Annotated in this window: 17 protein-coding genes; 15 read left to right on the forward strand and 2 right to left on the reverse strand. The window is 62.7% G+C overall.

Annotated elements, in window-relative coordinates:
- Positions 1 to 64 precede the first annotated feature (64 nt).
- Both THL1_RS28995 and THL1_RS29000 read right to left on the reverse strand, forming a co-directional pair.
- Positions 65 to 2,089: a S8 family serine peptidase gene (locus tag THL1_RS28995; protein ID WP_083245903.1), complete on the reverse strand. Its 2,025-nt coding sequence runs from the start codon at positions 2,087 to 2,089 to the stop codon at positions 65 to 67.
- On the reverse strand, positions 2,077 to 3,054 hold the full coding sequence (locus THL1_RS29000) for a trypsin-like serine protease (protein WP_083245904.1): 978 nt from the start codon (positions 3,052 to 3,054) through the stop codon (positions 2,077 to 2,079). The genes THL1_RS28995 and THL1_RS29000 overlap by 13 nt, the downstream gene beginning before the upstream one ends.
- A 164-nt stretch (positions 3,055 to 3,218) precedes the next feature.
- Between THL1_RS29000 and THL1_RS16145 the strand changes: the two genes are divergently transcribed.
- The 15 genes from THL1_RS16145 to THL1_RS16210 all read left to right on the forward strand — a co-directional run bounded on the left by THL1_RS16145 (position 3,219) and on the right by THL1_RS16210 (position 15,760).
- The gene (locus THL1_RS16145; RefSeq protein ID WP_069084179.1) at positions 3,219 to 3,953 is read left to right on the forward strand and encodes a hypothetical protein; all 735 of its coding nucleotides are present in this window, start codon (positions 3,219 to 3,221) and stop codon (positions 3,951 to 3,953) included.
- Positions 3,954 to 4,029: 76 nt separating this feature from the next.
- Positions 4,030 to 4,596, forward strand: coding sequence for a phage baseplate assembly protein V (locus tag THL1_RS16150; protein ID WP_069084180.1), 567 nt, complete (start codon positions 4,030 to 4,032; stop codon positions 4,594 to 4,596).
- Complete coding sequence (locus THL1_RS16155) at positions 4,593 to 4,937, forward strand: GPW/gp25 family protein (protein WP_069084181.1); 345 nt, start codon at positions 4,593 to 4,595, stop codon at positions 4,935 to 4,937. Before THL1_RS16150 ends, THL1_RS16155 begins: the two co-directional genes overlap by 4 nt.
- Entirely contained in the window at positions 4,934 to 5,938 is a 1,005-nt protein-coding gene (locus THL1_RS16160; RefSeq protein WP_069084182.1) for a baseplate assembly protein, read from the forward strand. The genes THL1_RS16155 and THL1_RS16160 overlap by 4 nt, the downstream gene beginning before the upstream one ends.
- Entirely contained in the window at positions 5,931 to 6,767 is an 837-nt protein-coding gene (locus tag THL1_RS16165) for a phage tail protein I (RefSeq protein WP_069084183.1), read from the forward strand. Before THL1_RS16160 ends, THL1_RS16165 begins: the two co-directional genes overlap by 8 nt.
- Entirely contained in the window at positions 6,764 to 8,950 is a 2,187-nt protein-coding gene (locus tag THL1_RS16170) for a phage tail protein (protein ID WP_069084184.1), read from the forward strand. Before THL1_RS16165 ends, THL1_RS16170 begins: the two co-directional genes overlap by 4 nt.
- 4 nt (positions 8,951 to 8,954) lie before the next feature.
- Positions 8,955 to 9,776 carry a hypothetical protein gene (locus THL1_RS16175; RefSeq protein WP_069084185.1) on the forward strand — a complete coding sequence of 274 codons (822 nt, stop codon included), beginning with the start codon at positions 8,955 to 8,957 and terminating at the stop codon, positions 9,774 to 9,776.
- Positions 9,777 to 9,786: 10 nt separating this feature from the next.
- Entirely contained in the window at positions 9,787 to 10,254 is a 468-nt protein-coding gene (locus THL1_RS16180; RefSeq protein ID WP_069084186.1) for a hypothetical protein, read from the forward strand.
- A gap of 88 nt (positions 10,255 to 10,342) precedes the next feature.
- Complete coding sequence (locus tag THL1_RS16185) at positions 10,343 to 11,512, forward strand: phage tail sheath protein (protein ID WP_069084187.1); 1,170 nt, start codon at positions 10,343 to 10,345, stop codon at positions 11,510 to 11,512.
- Positions 11,513 to 11,605: 93 nt separating this feature from the next.
- Positions 11,606 to 12,121: a phage major tail tube protein gene (locus tag THL1_RS16190; RefSeq protein WP_069084188.1), complete on the forward strand. Its 516-nt coding sequence runs from the start codon at positions 11,606 to 11,608 to the stop codon at positions 12,119 to 12,121.
- Positions 12,122 to 12,185: 64 nt separating this feature from the next.
- Complete coding sequence (locus tag THL1_RS16195) at positions 12,186 to 12,425, forward strand: CopG family ribbon-helix-helix protein (RefSeq protein WP_069084189.1); 240 nt, start codon at positions 12,186 to 12,188, stop codon at positions 12,423 to 12,425.
- The gene (locus THL1_RS16200; protein WP_069084190.1) at positions 12,415 to 12,699 is read left to right on the forward strand and encodes a type II toxin-antitoxin system RelE/ParE family toxin; all 285 of its coding nucleotides are present in this window, start codon (positions 12,415 to 12,417) and stop codon (positions 12,697 to 12,699) included. The genes THL1_RS16195 and THL1_RS16200 overlap by 11 nt, the downstream gene beginning before the upstream one ends.
- Positions 12,700 to 12,790: 91 nt before the next feature.
- Entirely contained in the window at positions 12,791 to 13,099 is a 309-nt protein-coding gene (locus tag THL1_RS16205; RefSeq protein ID WP_069084191.1) for a phage tail assembly protein, read from the forward strand.
- Between the two features lie 8 nt (positions 13,100 to 13,107).
- Complete coding sequence (locus THL1_RS29005) at positions 13,108 to 13,227, forward strand: GpE family phage tail protein (RefSeq protein ID WP_083245906.1); 120 nt, start codon at positions 13,108 to 13,110, stop codon at positions 13,225 to 13,227.
- Positions 13,217 to 15,760 carry a phage tail tape measure protein gene (locus THL1_RS16210; RefSeq protein ID WP_069084192.1) on the forward strand — a complete coding sequence of 848 codons (2,544 nt, stop codon included), beginning with the start codon at positions 13,217 to 13,219 and terminating at the stop codon, positions 15,758 to 15,760. The genes THL1_RS29005 and THL1_RS16210 overlap by 11 nt, the downstream gene beginning before the upstream one ends.
- Positions 15,761 to 15,764: the final 4 nt, after the last annotated feature.

A 15,764-nucleotide genomic window follows, 5' to 3' on the forward strand; every position in this document is an offset into this window, starting at 1 on the left:
ACGCACGCAAATAAACTTACTCAAAAACCTAATCCAATCCTACTCAACGGACTGAAAAAGTTTTTCATCGAAGCTCGTCAATAGGCGTACGAGCAACAAAATTCCGCACACTTTCAACCGGCCATACTTTCTCAAGCGGCGCCCCTAATTCTATAACTTCTCCAGTCGATGAAATTTCATGCGTAGCAGAAAATGAAATTCCAGCCTGCCCTTCATCCACAACCAAGCACGGCGGCTGTATCCTCCCGATTCCCATTCCGCCAAAGAAATAGCTCTTCCCCTCAGTCCGTTTAATAGAAAACATATCTTCGACTTTCTTTCGAGCTTTACCATGAGCAACCAGACAGGTAACAGGGGGCATATTTATTATTTCACCCAAAAGAGATCGAATCGAATCACCCTCCTGGACATCCAGATAGTCTTTAAACAAAAACAATGAGCGCACGGGATTAGCTGAAACCTCATATACAGTTTTTCCCCTTTCACTTTCAGGCAGTAAGTCGCCACTAGATATGGCTCTATTCTTGAGAGTAATCGCCTTTGCGTTAATGGCGAGCGACAACTGCAAAGCCGCCTCATTTGTTACAGAAGGAGTTGCCTGGGAAGTTCCACTCATCGCAACAATTTCGTTAGAATTGGATATCCAAGACTTAACTTCACAGCCAGGAGCGGCCATATCAACTGCATTTTGCCCAACGTTACTAAACTTTGTAAGTCTGTGATTTCCATCTATAGCAGCAACGGTAATTACGTTTGGAATACCTGCCCCACCCAGCGCCGCGGGGATGATAGCCTTGTCTACCACATCTTTACCTCCATCATTGCCTGCCGCCACAACAAACAATGTATTTTCGGCAAGAGCAAACAGATTTTGGTAATTACTTCTCACATTGCGATCCAATAATCCATCATGCGTAATTGACAGATTTACTACCCTATAGCGATTATCATCACGCAACTGCGCAAGCAATAGCTCATGAGACCCCTTAATCAAGTTCCTGGCCCCAACACCAATATTCAAGATCGCAACAGATGCCCATGGCTCTGACCCCATTCTATCAAAGTATGGCTCTAGACCTGGACCACCGAGCGCAATACCAACAACATGAGTCCCATGCCCACTCTCTAAATCCGGCTTAAGGCCATAACTATAATTAATTGGCTGAAGAACCCTATCGAGCTTAATCACCTGAGCCAAAGTGTAATCAGAATCTGCCTTGAAATATTTACGACGAAATGGACTGCCATCGAATGCCTTCGCTGCAGGCGTATTGGAAAGTGCGCCGAAAAAACCATTGTCAACGATCGCGAGATTTGCTCGCCCACCTGCAACATTGATTTCTTCGTCCTGCGCAAGCTCTTTAGAAAATCTGTAAGCTTCATAGACAGCTTTGGCATTCATGGGCTCAGATGGAGTATCACAATCGTCGCTGGCTGCTATCTCTCCAGTCGACATCCCCATCACTATCTCCCCTTCAACACTGCGAGCCTCACGTACAGTCAAACCCTGGGGGTCAATTCGGCGAAACTCCTCAATCAGCGCTTCACTACCGGGTCGCATAGCCAATGAAACTGGCAGTGACACTGCAGGGATTGGGAGTTTTTTGCCAGGTGTCAATTTATTGAGATCTTCAATAGGTGTTCCAAAAAACTCGACCAGTTCCGATTGGGTGCCTCCGCCACCAGTCTTCATTCGATATAAATCATAGGCAGTATCACCACTGCGCACCGTAACCTGGGGAGCATTGAACGGCTTAAAGTAATATAGGCATGCCGGAAGCGGTATCACACCCTTCTCAAGAGGACCATCAAGACCAGATGCCTTGAATTCAGGCTTATCTTTTATTAACTCAATATAGGAGTCTGTCACGCCACCACATTGACGAACAATTAATTCCCTAAGAGTGACGCCTGATGCAACTGGAACGGTAACGGGCTGTGCGATTTTATCTATCAACTGCGCAACCTCTGGAGAGGGTTCACTGACAGCCCGAACCGTCAGTATTCTCTCATCATTTCCAGAGAAAGCCATGCCACAACCAAAAGTCAATATGATCCCCATTTCAATACGACGATCTAGAATCTGCATTGCTTTTCCCCGGCCGCCAGATTAATTCCACACGCCTCTGGCCTAAATCTTTCATTTTTTGACAACCAATCTTTCGCCCACGAGCGGAAAGTAGAGGTTCCAGTGGCCGAAATGCGCGAAATAAACAGGCCCTCAACTGCAGCTATACTTGAATTCACGCCTCGAATTCTTCGATTATTGTCTGCGTCCTGCGCTGTGATGCCGGACAATAAAGGGCCACCAGAGTCCCCAGGGCACAATGCTGGCTCAACACCTGCAATTGACTTGATCGTTACGTAGGAGGGTCTCCCTGGCGACGACCCTGCCGGCTTATCAATGACCCCGCTACCTATCCTAAGATGACCATCCCATTCGCCTGCCTTAGGCATTCCATTCACGACTCTCAAATCTTTACAACCATATCCAGTCATTACCACGTTACTGCCGCGAACCAGCGCTCCTTCAGAATCTACCACCTCATACTTCATCGTTCTCAGCTGCTGAGGACGCTGCCCCCCATCATCCACAATACACAGCGCAAAATCTTCACTACTACGAGGAGAAAGCCCCATCAGAGGCTCTTTAGAGTAGTCAGGGTGCATGTCGCAATACATCTTCAGAGTACGGTTTCCAATCCTCAAGGAAGCGAGTAAAGGCTTACCATTCACAACTTGTGGATCAACACAATGCGCGGCGGTTAAAACCACATTTGGCCCAATCAGGGAGGCCGTGCAACTAGATAACCGCCCCCCTCGATCTTGACTTGAGAATCTTGCAATTATGAGAGCAGGCCAGTCTGCCGCCCTGACCACAACGCCATTTGCAAGCTGGACCTCAGACTGAGCAAGCACTTCCGACGCAAGCTCAAACTCTACAGGTGAGACCGAGTTTTGCTGCTCTTCGGCCGAGGCATTCCCAATGAATACTCCAAACAGCGAAACTGCAAAAACCATAGAGTTTTGATTAATTTTCCTACAGATCTTCATCACTCTGTTTCCATGGAATAATTAATATTGACTTTCAGTCATTCCTAAACTGCAAGGCATCGACCGACCAACCCACGCTCCGCGTTCGACGGGCAGATTTCACTATAGCTGCTACCATCACGATGATGGCAGCGTGTCCTCACTTTTCAGCTAAGGATTAGCCTATGAAAAAGTATCTATTGACCTCCTTGGGATTGCTGCTAGCGTTAAGCGGTTGCGCCACGGTAAATGAGAGCTGGGCCCCCTTTCCGACGAAAGACGAGTTGATCTCGTTCAATGATCAATGGGCGATAGCCACGAAGGCTGGTAACCGCAGCGTATTCGATCTACAGCGAGAACTTGGGAAGTACCGCGATAGGATTTATATGCAGGCGCTGGAGCGCAGTAAACTCAATTGGGAATCAACCGGAGCGACCACGTATGGTGGATTGGCAGCGGTCGTTGGCGGACTCGCAGACCAGACGGGACTCATGAACTCTGGGGCAGGCTTGGCTGCACTCGGGCTTACAAACTCGACCCGGTACAGATTCTCCGAACAAACGCAGATCTATGTGACCGCATTAAAAAAGCTATCGTGCATACAAGGAAAGGTTAATGCCATGGATGACCTTACGCTTTCCTTAGCCAAACGCTCGAGCGATCCGGCTGCGCAAAGTGCGGCAAATCACTTCATAGATAAGGTGACAACGAGTGTGGACGCTGTTCGTGCTGAATATACGAATGCGTTGCTCGGGATGGCTCCAGTCGTCTCGTCAAACGAAGAGCTGAAGGCCATAGCTCGTCAATATCTTCAAACCACTGTCGCAGTCGCTGCAGCGGATGATCCTGAACAGAAAATGTACGACAAAGCGGGTGAGACAACTATTGAATTGGTCGTTGGGGTTCAGAGTTGCACTTGAGCCTTGGACCTTGTAGTCACCTGCACTACAGATTGAATCCCATGCAGCCCGCGCAAGCCCTCGCCACCATCGGCGCATGGACAGCCTCGCCGAACTCACCCGCCGCCTCGATAACCTGATCCGCCTCGGCACCATTGCCGAGGTGGACCATGCCGCCGCCCGTTGCCGGGTGAAGAGCGGCCGTCTGCTCACCACCTGGTTGCCCTGGGTCGCCCTGCGCGCCGGCGCCACGCTGGACTGGAACCCGCCCACCGAGGGCGAGCAGTGCGTGCTGTTCAGCCCCAGCGGTGAAACCACCCAGGCCCTGGTGCTGGTTGGCCTCTACAGCGAAGCCAACCCAGCCCCGGAGCAGAACGCCAACCTGCACCGTCGCGAGTACCCGGACGGCGCCATCATCGACTACGACCACGCCAGCCACGCCCTCGCTGCCACCCTGCCGGGCGGCGCCACGGTCGTGCTGGAAGCCTCCGGCGGCGTGACCATCGAGGGCGATGTGACGGTGAACGGTCTGCTCAAGGTGTCCGGCGATGCGGAAATCGACGGTACCGCCACGGCCGCCGTGGACGTGATTGCCGCCGACAAGAGCTTGGTCAAGCACGTGCACCAGGGCAACCTCGGCGCGCCCACGAGCCCGCCGCTATGAACCGGCACACCGGCAACGCCCTGGACGAGCTGGGTCACCTGCGCCAGTCCATCGAAGACATTCTCACCACGCCTGTTGGCTCACGCGTGATGCGCCGCAAATACGGCAGCCAGCTCTTCGAGCTGATCGACCAGCCGCTGAACGACCACACCCGCCTGCGCGCCTACGCCGCCACCGCCCTGGCGTTGATGCGCTGGGAGCCGCGTGTGCGGCTGACCCGTGTGCAGTTGCTGGCTGGAGCCAAACCCGGCACCGCCACGCTCATCCTGGAAGGTACCCGCAGCAGCAGCGACGAAACGCTCAACCTGCAGGTGCCGCTGAAGCTGGGCGCCGCCGTATGACCATCGACCTCACCCAGCTGCCAGCCCCGGCCGTCATCGAGCCCCTGGACTACGAGCAGATCCTCACCGCGCGCAAGCAACGCCTGATCGCCCTCTACCCGGCCGAGCAACAGCATGAGGTGGCCAGCCAACTGGAGCTGGACTCCGACCCTCGGGTGAAGCTGCTGCAGGAAAGCAGCTATCGCGAGCTGATCCTGCGCGAGCGTATCAACGCAGGCGTGCGCGCCGTACTGCTGGCCTATTCCAGCGGCAGCGATCTGGAGAATCTGGCCGCGTTCTATGGCGTGCGCCGCCTACTGATCACCCCCGAGAACACCGCCACCACGCCGCCTACTCCAGCCGTATGGGAAGCGGACACCAGCCTGCGCTCGCGCACCCAGTTGGCCATGGAGGGCTTCTCCACTGCCGGCCCGGCCGGCGCCTACCGCTTCCACGCCCTGTCGGCCGACGGCGCGGTCAAGGACGTGGCAGTGGACGCCCCGCGCTTCGCCCGCGCCAGCCTCAGCCCGGAGCTGAAGACACAGTTGCCGGCCTCAGCCATCGTCCTGGTGGCCGCCCATGACGCCGCACTGTCCGAGCCGCACCCCGGCGACGTGGCCATCACCGTCCTGAGCCGCGACGGCGACGGCACCCCGAGCCCCGAGCTGCTGGCCAGGGTCGATGCCGCGCTGAATGCTGAAGACGTGCGCCCGCTCACCGACCGCCCCCGCGTCCTAGCCGCCGAGGTACGCCCCTACCAGGTCCGCGCCACGCTCATCATGTACCCCGGCCCTTCCGCCCAGCCCGTGCGCGAGGCCGCGGAAGCCGCCGTCCGGCGCTACACCCGCGACATGCACCGCCTGGGATACGACGTGACCGCTTCCGGCCTCTATGCCGCCCTGCACCAGCCTGGCGTGCAGCGGGTCATCCTGCATGGCTGGCAAGACATCGTCTGCAGCTATCGTCAGGCCGCGTGGTGCACCGGCATCAGCCTCGACACAGGAGCGCAGACCGATGTCTGAGCTACTGCCAGTCAACGCTACCGACCTGGAACGCCAGCTCGCCGAAGCTACCCGCCTGGATCTGCCCGTGCCGCTGCGTCAGTTGTGGAACCCTCACACCTGCCCGGCCAATCTGCTGCCCTGGCTGGCCTGGCAGCTGCACGTCGACAGCTGGCACGACGACTGGCCCGAGTCGGTCCGGCGCGAGGTCATTGCCAACGCGGTGGAGGTTCACCGCAAGAAGGGCACGCTTGGTTCCGTACGCCGGCTGCTGGGCTCCGTCGGCGCCCATGCCGAAATCCGCGAGTGGCCCGCCCACCAGGGCGCCCCGCACACCTTCGAGATCGACATCTTCGCCGAGCGCCTGCAATACGACGCCGACACCCCGCTGCTGGGCCCTGCCATGACCCCGCGCATGCAGGCGCTGATCAACGACGCCAAGCCGGCCCGCAGCAGCTACACCCTCAGCGTCGGTGCCCGCTACCTGGCACCGCTCGCCACCGGCGGCGCCCTGCAGCGTCCCGGCCTGCTCACCCTCCTCGAGGGCGGTCAGCCACTGGAACACGGCGCGCAAGCCGACCCGGCACTGGCCCTGGGTGGCGCACTCGGCCGCCCCGCCACCTTCAACACCGTCAGCGCCACGCAACACCCGCATCGCGCCCTGGCCGGAACCGCCCAGTGGCACTACCTCGCCGCGCTGGAGCGCCCGGCCCTGCTGGTCACCCCTGCCGGCCAGCAAGCACTGAGCCTGCGCAGCGCCACCCACACCTCCCCCGCGCTGGCCGGCTCACTCAACCGGCCAACGCTGCTTTGCAGCGTGCAGTTCGTACAGAAAAGGAACTCACCATGAGCGAAACCCTCCAGCTCCAGGTCTACACCACCGAGGCCGGCCTGGCGCGCATCCTCGCCGCCGACACCCAGGGGCTGAAGCTCCGGCTGACCCACGTCGGCCTGGGCGACGGCGCCTACGACCCCGCCAAAGCGCCCGGCCGTCGCCGCACCGCGCTCAAGCATGAAGTGGTGCGCGTGCCCATCGCCGCCAGTCGCAACAACCCCACCACCCGGCAGCTGGATATATCCGCCATCGCCCAGGGCGCCGAGGAGTTCTGGGTGCGCGAGGTAGGCTTCTTCGACGAGGCCGGCACCCTGGTGTTCTTCTGGTCCGACGCCACACGCCCGCTGGGCTACAAGAGCGCGCCCAGCCGCTTCCTGCTGGGCCTCTCGCTGGTCATCACCGAGGTGCCCATCGGCGCCATCCAGGTCATCGACCAGGGCCAGCCGCTCAACCTCGCCATCGGCCCGATCGAGGCCGACCTCAAGGGCGAACACCCCGAGGGCAAGACACACCATTTCCCCCTCACCAACATGATCGAGACCGACTGGCTCGCCGAGTCCAGTCAGTTCGAGTACCTGGCGGAGATCCTCCGCGGCATGGGCCAGTCCGGCGTGTTCAGCAGCCGCCAGTACGGCGCCGCCGGTACCGAAGCCTTCAACCGCACCTTCGACGGCGCCTACGCCGCCATCAACCTGCACAACCACCCCAACTTCCTCGCCACCGGTGGCCTGGGCGAGATCGCGGTGATGATCAACGGCTACTACCTGCGCACCCGGCACAACGACTACCGCCTGCGCAGCCCGGTAGCCGGCAAGTACCTGGCCACCCAGGACGTTCCGCCGCCCCCGGTTCCGGACAGCGTGGCCAGGGCATCAAGTGTGGCGGCCTCGGTGGAGGAGATGCGCGAGTATTTTCGCGCCTTCGCCGCGCGTGACATCACCCTGCGCGACTACCGCGAGCACTTTCGCTGGAACCTTGCGGTACTGGAGATCTGGCCCGAGCTGCTCACCGGCGCCGTCGACGACACCTTTGAAAGCTTCCGCCACACCGAGGAAATCGCCGACTACCGCAAGCTGCTCAACCGCACCCTGCTGCTGGACGCCACCGGGCACAGCACCCGCTACGAAAACGGCTCGTTCATCCCCGGCTCGATCCGCCTGGTCTCCAGCACCGGCCGCCCGCAGTACGTGGCCTGGCGCTACCGCATCACCACCACCGATGTCGGCTCGGTGGGCGACTACCCCATGGACGAGCTGATCACCCCGCTGGACCTGCCCATCCAGCGCTGGGACACCAACCGCACCAGCCAGCAGATCGCCCGCACGCGCCGGCAGCGCTGGCGCATCAACCGCAGCCTCTCCGCCGACCCGCACTGGGGCCAGTACAACGAGGCGCCCACGGTGGACCTGCTCGACGAGCTCATGGGCAAGGTAGCCGGGCTCGACGGCGCCGGCACGGTGCTGGCCGAGGAGTACCAGGACAGCGGCCTGGTTACCCGGCTCACCCAATGGAACAGCCAGGAGCCGCTCAACGCCGCCTGCTACAACCGCCGCTACGGCAACGCAGTGAACGCCAGCGGCCGCACCCGCAACCTGCGCAGCTACAACGACCCGACGCTGTTCGTGGCGGCCAACACCCGGCCGGAAGTGGCCGCGTTCACCGAGGGCGAATTCAGCTACCGACGCAGCTACGCCATCCCCCTGGAGCTGATCCTGCGCACCCCGCTGGAAGGCTGGAACCCCTACGCCATCAAGCCCGCCACGAAGCTCCAGGGCGACGGCCTGAGCCCCGAGTCGGCCTACAACGGCAGCCACACCAATGGCCGCTACTACCTGACCCCGGCCGAGCTGTTCACCGACAACGTGGCCAACCCCGACCCGGCCGACACCGGCGCCACACCCCGCTGGATCAAGGACGGCGGCGGCACCCCACGCCTGGTGCGCGCCTCGGGCCTCTACGCCGAGCTCCCGCGCACCTTCCAGGGCAGCGACCTGCTGCGCCTGCGCTACCCGGTCTACCCGCTGTACCACGAAGGCGGCTGGGCTGCGGCGGCCGTGGAAGCCCTGGCCGGCGACTACGGCATCAACCTCGCCCAGCTGCTACGCGGCCACATGGCCCAGCAGGCCGAAATCGACACCCTGAGCAAAAGCCTGCGCCACCTGCAGGGCGAACTCACCCAACTCAAGCTGAAGAGGTAACCCCATGGGCATGTCTCAACTGATCAACGAGGCCAGCAACCTCGTCGCCACCTTCCGCGAGAAGGACAAGGCCATCAACGCCGCGCTGGCGGCGGCCGTGAAGTCCGCGCCGTCGCTCAACCGCAGCTACTTCGTCGACGCTGTGGCCGGCAACGACAAGGGCCCGGGCAGCAACACCGAACCCTTCCAGACGCTCAAGAGAGCGATTGACGCAATTCCCTACGGGGGTGGCGGCTACATCTACCTCCAGGGCGGGCAGGAGTTCATGCTCGACTCGACAATCAACCAGGGATTCCGGAACGTGACCATCCTCCGCCGGGGGGATGGCGACAAGCCTGTGCTGCGCAACATCTGCTACGAGTCCCCTCACCCAGACGGTGGCGGCAACGTCGACAATATGACCACCGGCTTCAACCTGGACAGTGGCGCCCTGGTCTTGGGCAACCTGCGCATCAGAACAGCCAACTACTCGAAACCGGACTCTACCAAGAACATCATCTACACCGGCTTCATCCGCCGCTATGACAGGCCCGGCGGCCGGGTCCACCTGTCGAACTGCGACATTGAGCTGGGTGACACCCCGTTCCTGCGCCAGACCATCAACGCGCAGATCACCACCCTGTCGCTGTACCTCAACCGCATTACCCGCGTAGGCCCGAAGGTGAAGAACGCCTCCCTGGTCGATTGCGGTGGCGCGCCCCTGATCTTCTCTGCAGCCGGCACCACCATGCCCGCCGGCAGCCAATGGCTGGGCGACCTGCTCAAGGGCTACACCGCCGACAGCAACGGCAAACCCAGCAGCCTGCTCACCAACCTGGTTTTCTAAGGAGGCTCCCATGCAACTCAACTTCATTCATGACGGCCAGTTCTATTCCGCCTTTGAAGTCGAAGACGCTCTGGCACATGGCGTACCGATGGAAATTCTGGCCACCGCTGCCGCCAGCCAGGCCATGGCCAGCATCGACAGCGCCGCCGTCCGCGCGCGGGCCCGGCACATCACCCTGATCGACGGTCAGGACGCCATCTACCTGGCCAAGGTCGCCGAGGCCGAGAAGGCCCTGAAAGCCAGGGCCTCGACCGACCCCGGCGCCTACCCGCTGTTATCCCACGAGGCCCAGGCGCTGGGCTTGACCATTGCGGGGTTGGCGGAGAAGGTAGTCGCCGCCCAACAAGCCTGGCACCAGACCGCCGGACGCATCGAGGGCGAGCGCATTGCCGGCAAGGCTGGCGTGAAATCGGCCAACACAGTGGAGGCCGTGCTGGCGGCTCAAGCGGCTGCCATCGCCACCCTCGACGCCTTGTAATCCCCGTAGCTACAAGCCCCGCCGCTCGCCCTCGGCCCGCGCGCGGGGCAGCCTGCACGCATCTCCTCCGCTGCCATGCAGGCCCGCCATGTCCGACTACCATCACGGCGTCCGTGTCGTCGAAATCAACGACGGCACGCGCCCCATTCGCACCCTCTCCACGGCCGTCGTCGGCATGGCCTGCACCAGCGCCGATGCGGACGACCAGGTCTTCCCCTTCAACACACCGGTACTGCTCACCGACGTGCTCGCCGCCAGCGGCAAAGCCGGCGACCAAGGCACCCTGGCCGCCAGCCTCGATGCCATCGCCGACAATGCCAGCCCGCTGACGGTGGTGGTTCGCGTGCCCGAAGGTGCCTCCCCCGAGGAAACCACCAGCAACCTCATTGGCCAGGTCGCGCCCAACGGCCAGTACACCGGCCTCAAGGCCCTGCTGGCCGCTCGCAGCCGACTGGGCGTCACTCCGCGCATTCTTGCCTGCCCAGGGCTGGACAGCCTGCCGGTGACCACCGAGCTGGCCGTCATAGCCGAAAAGCTGCGTGCCTTCGCCTATGCCAGCGCCTGGGACTGCCAGACCAAGGAAGAAGCCGTGGCCTACCGGGAAAACTTCAGCGCCCGTGAGCTGATGCTGATCTGGCCCGACTTCCTCACCTGGGACAGCACCGCAAACGCCCCGACCAGGGCCGCAGCCACTGCCCGCGCCCTGGGCCTGCGCGCCAAGCTCGACCAGCAGATCGGCTGGCACAAATCGCTCTCCAACATCCCCGTCCAGGGCGTCACCGGCATCAGCCAGGACGTGTTCTGGGACCTGCAGAACCCCAACACCGACGCCGGCTACCTCAACGCCAACGAAGTCACCACACTGATCCGCCAGAACGGCTTCCGCTTCTGGGGTTCGCGCACCTGCAGCTCAGATCCGCTGTTCGCCTTCGAGAACTACACCCGCACCGCCCAGGTGCTGGCCGACACCATGGCCGAGGCGCACTTCTGGGCCATCGACAAACCCATGCACCCGAGCCTGGTGCGCGACATCGTCGAAGGCATCAACGCCAAGTTCCGCGAGCTCACCGGCCAGGGCTACATCATCGACGGCCAGTGCTGGTACGACGCCGGCGCCAACGACGCCAACACCCTCAAGGCCGGCCGCCTCTTCCTGGACTACGACTACACCCCCGTACCGCCCCTGGAAGACCTCAACCTGCGCCAGCGCATCACCGACCGCTACCTGCTCGACTTCGCCGCCCGCGTATCCGCTTAAACCTCCTTCCCCGCGTTGCTCCCCTCTCCCGCCTGCGGGAGAGGGGCCGGGGGAGAGGGCAAACGTCGCTAGCACCACACTCAGGAGTACCCCATGGCCCTGCCCAAAAAGCTCAAGCACATGAACCTCTTCAACGACGGCAACAGCTACATGGGCGTGGCCAAGACCGTCACCCTGCCCAAGCTCGCCCGCAAGCTCGAAGCCTGGCGCGGCGCCGGCATGGACGGCCCGGTGAAGGCCGACCTCGGCATGAGCGACGACGGCATCCAGCTGGAATGGACCCTCGGCGGCTGGGACCTGCTCCCCCTGCGCCAGTTCGGTATCACCAGTGCCAGCGGCGTGCAGCTGCGCTGGGCCGGCTCCGTGCAGCGCGACGACACGGCCCAGGTCAGCGCCGTGGAAATCGTCGTGCGCGGCCGTCACGAAGAAATCGACTTCGGCGACGCCGAGCCCGGGGAAGACACCGAACACAAGATCACCACCACCTGCAGCTACTACAAGCTGGTGGTGGACGGCCGCACCGAGATCGAAATCGACCTCTTGAACTTCACCCTCATCGTCGACGGCCGCGACCTTCTCGCCGAGCACCGCCGCGCCATCGGCCTGTAGGGGTGGCCAGGCAGCGCCCAGGGTGTACCATGGGCGTGTTGCTCACTTTCCCACCGAGGCCCGCATGTCTCTCGTGTCCCTCAACCTGCCGGACGATATTGCCCACCACCTGGCCAGCCTGGCCAAGGCCACCGGCCGCAGCGCCGATGCCCTCGCCCAGGAAGCCCTGAGCGAATACATCCGCCGCGAAAGCTGGCAGGTCGCCGAAATCCAGCGCGCTGTCGCCGAAGCCGACGAAGGCGACTTCGCCACCGCCGAAGAGGTGCAAGCCACCCTGGAGAAGTGGACCGGCAATGCGCATTGAGTGGCTCCGCAAGGCGCTACAGAACCTCGACGACGAAGCCGCCTACATCGCCCAGGACAACCCCCAGGCTGCAGCAGACGTGGTGAAGGCCATAGTGGCCGACATCGAGCAGCTCGCCCGATTCCCCGGCATGGGGCGCGAAGGTCGCGTAGCCGGTACCCGCGAATGGGTCATGCCCAATCACCCCTACATCATCCCCTACCGCGTCCGTGGGGATCGCCTGCAGATCCTGCGCATCTTCCACACCCGCCGCCTGCCGCCCGAGCAGTGGTGAACCTGTAACGCCAACGCCTACAACCTCCGCTGCTGGGCCACACCGGGCACCTCCGCCATCTTGGTCGGGACCACTCCCACCGAGGTGCCCCATGGCCAAGAAACCCGCTGCCGACAACACCGTCACCCTCGACCAGCCGATCAAACGCGGCGACACCGAGATCCTCGAAATCACCCTGCGCAAACCCAACGCCGGCGAGCTGCGCGGCCTGCATCTGGCTGACCTGCTGCAGCTAGACGTCACCGCACTCATCAAGCTGCTGCCGCGCATCACCACACCCACCCTCAACGAGTACGAAGCCACCACCATGGACCCGGCCGACCTGCTCGCCTGCGGCACCAAGGTCGCCGGTTTTTTGCTGCAGAAGCAGGCCAAGGCGGACGCCTCCCTGCTCGCGTAGAGGACGCCATGGCGGATCTCGCCGTGGTCTTCCACTGGGCGCCGGCCCACATGGATGAACTCGGCCTCGAGGAGCTGATGGACTGGCGCGAGCGCGCCCGGGTAAGGGTGGAAACCGATGGCAAGTGACGTACTCAAGCTCCAGGTCCTGCTCTCGGCCCTCGACCGCGCCAGCGGCCCGCTGCGCAAGATCAGCCAGGGCAGCGGCGCCACCGCCCGCGCGCTCAAGGCAGCCCGCGACCAGCTGAAAAGCCTCAACCAGACCCAGCGCGACGTCAGCGCCTACCGGGACCAGCACAAGGCCGTGCGGGAAACGGCCGAGCGCCTGGCCAAGCTGCAGAACCGCCTGGCCGACTACAAGCACCAGCTCAAGGGCATGGACGCTCCCTCTGCCAGGTTCCAACGCAGCTTTCGCGAAACCAGCGCCGAAGTGGACCGCCTAAGGCAGAAGCACAGCAGCCAGCGCGAGGAACTGCGCCGCCTGGTCGCAGGCTTCAACTCCGCCGGCATCAGCACCCGCAACCTCGGCACCTTCGAGCGCAGCCTGACCGGCGAAATCGAGCGCGCCAACGCCGCCATCAAGACCCAGACCGAGCGCATGCGCCGCCTCAGCGCCCAGCAAGAGCGTCTGCGCAGAAGCCGCGCCGCCTACAGCCAGGGCGTGCAGAACACCGCCGCCCTGGCCGGCACCGGCATGGCCGCCCGCGCCACCGGCCTCTACACTGGTCGCGGCCTGCAGACGATGCTGGGCGTGGGCTACGAGTTCGACGCCACCATGTCCGCCACCCAGGCTGTAACGCGCCTGCAGAGCAAGAACAGCCCCGAGATGCAGGCCCTGCGCGAGCAGGCCCGCACCTTGCCCCTGTCCAGCAAGTTCACCGACAGCGAAGTCGCCCAGGGCCAGTACTTCCTCGGCCGCACCGGCTACACCCCGCAGCAGATCCTCGGCGCCATGCCCGGCATGCTCAACCTCGCCGCCGCCGGCGACATGGACCTCGGCACCACCGCCGACATCGCCTCCAACATCCAGATGGCCATGGGCATTCCGGCGGAGGAAATGAACAAGGTCGCCGACGTGCTGACGGCCGCCTTCACCCGCAACAACGTCGATATTCAGATGCTCGGCGAGTCCCTCAAGTACTCCGCCGGCGTGGGCCGCGAATACGGCCAGAGCCTGGAGACCGTCACGGCCGCCACCGCCCTGCTGGGTAACGCCGGCGTCCAGGGCAGCATGGCCGGTACCTCGATGCGCTCGGTGCTCACGCGCCTGGGCAACTCCAAGGCCGTCGCCGAACTCGGCGTCGTCACCTCGGATGAAAACGGCAACATGCGGGACATGCTCGACATCCTTGCGGACATCCACGACAAGACCAAGGACATGGGCAACATCGAGCGGGGCGCCATCTACAAATCCATCGCCGGGCAGTATGCCGTCACCAGCTTCGGCACCCTCATGCGCGCAGTGGAAAGCGGCCAGTTCCAGGGCATGCGTGGCAACCTGGACAACTCCGAGGGAGAAGCTGCCCAGGTTGCCCGCACCCAACTGGACAACCTCAAGGGCGACATGACCATCCTCCATGCCGCCCTGGAGAACATCTCCGTCGAGCTATTCGACAAGAACAACGACTGGATGCGCGGGTTCACCCAGGGCCTCAGTGATCTGCTGCACCAGGTCGTCGAGTTCCTCAAGGAAAACCCGGCGCTCAGCAAAGCCATCGTCATCACTGTCGCCGGCTTCTCCCTGTTCATGGCCACCCTCGGCAGCCTCGCCATCGGCATTGCCGGCATCCTCGGCCCGATGATCGCCATGCGCTTCCTGCTCGCCCAGGTCGGCATCCGCCTGCCAAACCTCGTCAGTCTGCTCTGGAGTCTGGGCAAAACGGTGATTCCCTTCGTGGGCCGCGCCCTGCTGATCCTGGGCCGCGCGCTGATGCTCAACCCCATTGGCCTGGCCATCACCGCCATCGCCCTTGGCGCCTACCTCATCTACCGCCATTGGGACCGCGTCGGCCCCTACTTCCGCGACCTCTGGCAGGAAGTGAAAGACGGCTTCAGCGAGGGCCTCACCGGCATCCTGAAACTGGCGGTCGACTTCAGCCCACTGGGCCTGTTCTACCGCGCCTTCGCGGGAGTGATGGGCTACCTGGGCGTGGAGCTGCCGGCCAAGTTCACCGACTTCGGCAGCATGATCCTGCAGGGGCTGGCCAAGGGCATCACCAGCGCCCTGGGCAGCGTGAAAAGTGCCATCACCGGCGCCGGCGAATCCGCCATCGGCTGGTTCAAGGCCAAGCTCGGCATCCACAGTCCCTCCCGCGTATTCGCCGCCCTGGGCCAAGACACCATGGCCGGTCTCGCCCAGGGCCTGGCCGCCGGCGAGCAGGGTCCGCTGGCTCAGCTGGGGGATCTCGCCAAGCGCATGACCGGCATCGGCGCCCTCACCCTCGGCATGGCCGGCAGCGCGATCGCCATCGACCACCGCCCGCCCCTCACTACCGGCGTCCAGCCGGTGCAGATCGACAGTCACGACACCGTCCAGATCATCATCCAGCCCACCCCGGGCATGGACGCCCAGGCCATCGCCCGCGCCGTGACCCAGGAGCTGGACAAGCGCGAGCGCGCCAAGCACATCCGCGCCCGCAGCGCGCTCTTCGACAGGGAGTAACCGC

Origin of the sequence: Pseudomonas sp. TCU-HL1, assembly GCF_001708505.1 — a bacterium.
In the GTDB taxonomy this organism is placed as follows: Bacteria; Pseudomonadota; Gammaproteobacteria; order Pseudomonadales; family Pseudomonadaceae; genus Metapseudomonas.

What these genes read in the sequence shown, in the direction of transcription:
- THL1_RS28995 (WP_083245903.1), bottom strand. Translation starts at nt 2,089, where the DNA reads ATGCAGATTCTAGATCGTCGTATTGAAATGGGGATCATATTGACTTTT.
- THL1_RS29000 (WP_083245904.1), bottom strand. Translation starts at nt 3,054, where the DNA reads ATGAAGATCTGTAGGAAAATTAATCAAAACTCTATGGTTTTTGCAGTT.
- THL1_RS16145 (WP_069084179.1), top strand. Translation starts at nt 3,219, where the DNA reads ATGAAAAAGTATCTATTGACCTCCTTGGGATTGCTGCTAGCGTTAAGC.
- THL1_RS16150 (WP_069084180.1), top strand. Translation starts at nt 4,030, where the DNA reads ATGGACAGCCTCGCCGAACTCACCCGCCGCCTCGATAACCTGATCCGC.
- THL1_RS16155 (WP_069084181.1), top strand. Translation starts at nt 4,593, where the DNA reads ATGAACCGGCACACCGGCAACGCCCTGGACGAGCTGGGTCACCTGCGC.
- THL1_RS16160 (WP_069084182.1), top strand. Translation starts at nt 4,934, where the DNA reads ATGACCATCGACCTCACCCAGCTGCCAGCCCCGGCCGTCATCGAGCCC.
- THL1_RS16165 (WP_069084183.1), top strand. Translation starts at nt 5,931, where the DNA reads ATGTCTGAGCTACTGCCAGTCAACGCTACCGACCTGGAACGCCAGCTC.
- THL1_RS16170 (WP_069084184.1), top strand. Translation starts at nt 6,764, where the DNA reads ATGAGCGAAACCCTCCAGCTCCAGGTCTACACCACCGAGGCCGGCCTG.
- THL1_RS16175 (WP_069084185.1), top strand. Translation starts at nt 8,955, where the DNA reads ATGGGCATGTCTCAACTGATCAACGAGGCCAGCAACCTCGTCGCCACC.
- THL1_RS16180 (WP_069084186.1), top strand. Translation starts at nt 9,787, where the DNA reads ATGCAACTCAACTTCATTCATGACGGCCAGTTCTATTCCGCCTTTGAA.
- THL1_RS16185 (WP_069084187.1), top strand. Translation starts at nt 10,343, where the DNA reads ATGTCCGACTACCATCACGGCGTCCGTGTCGTCGAAATCAACGACGGC.
- THL1_RS16190 (WP_069084188.1), top strand. Translation starts at nt 11,606, where the DNA reads ATGGCCCTGCCCAAAAAGCTCAAGCACATGAACCTCTTCAACGACGGC.
- THL1_RS16195 (WP_069084189.1), top strand. Translation starts at nt 12,186, where the DNA reads ATGTCTCTCGTGTCCCTCAACCTGCCGGACGATATTGCCCACCACCTG.
- THL1_RS16200 (WP_069084190.1), top strand. Translation starts at nt 12,415, where the DNA reads ATGCGCATTGAGTGGCTCCGCAAGGCGCTACAGAACCTCGACGACGAA.
- THL1_RS16205 (WP_069084191.1), top strand. Translation starts at nt 12,791, where the DNA reads ATGGCCAAGAAACCCGCTGCCGACAACACCGTCACCCTCGACCAGCCG.
- THL1_RS29005 (WP_083245906.1), top strand. Translation starts at nt 13,108, where the DNA reads ATGGCGGATCTCGCCGTGGTCTTCCACTGGGCGCCGGCCCACATGGAT.
- THL1_RS16210 (WP_069084192.1), top strand. Translation starts at nt 13,217, where the DNA reads ATGGCAAGTGACGTACTCAAGCTCCAGGTCCTGCTCTCGGCCCTCGAC.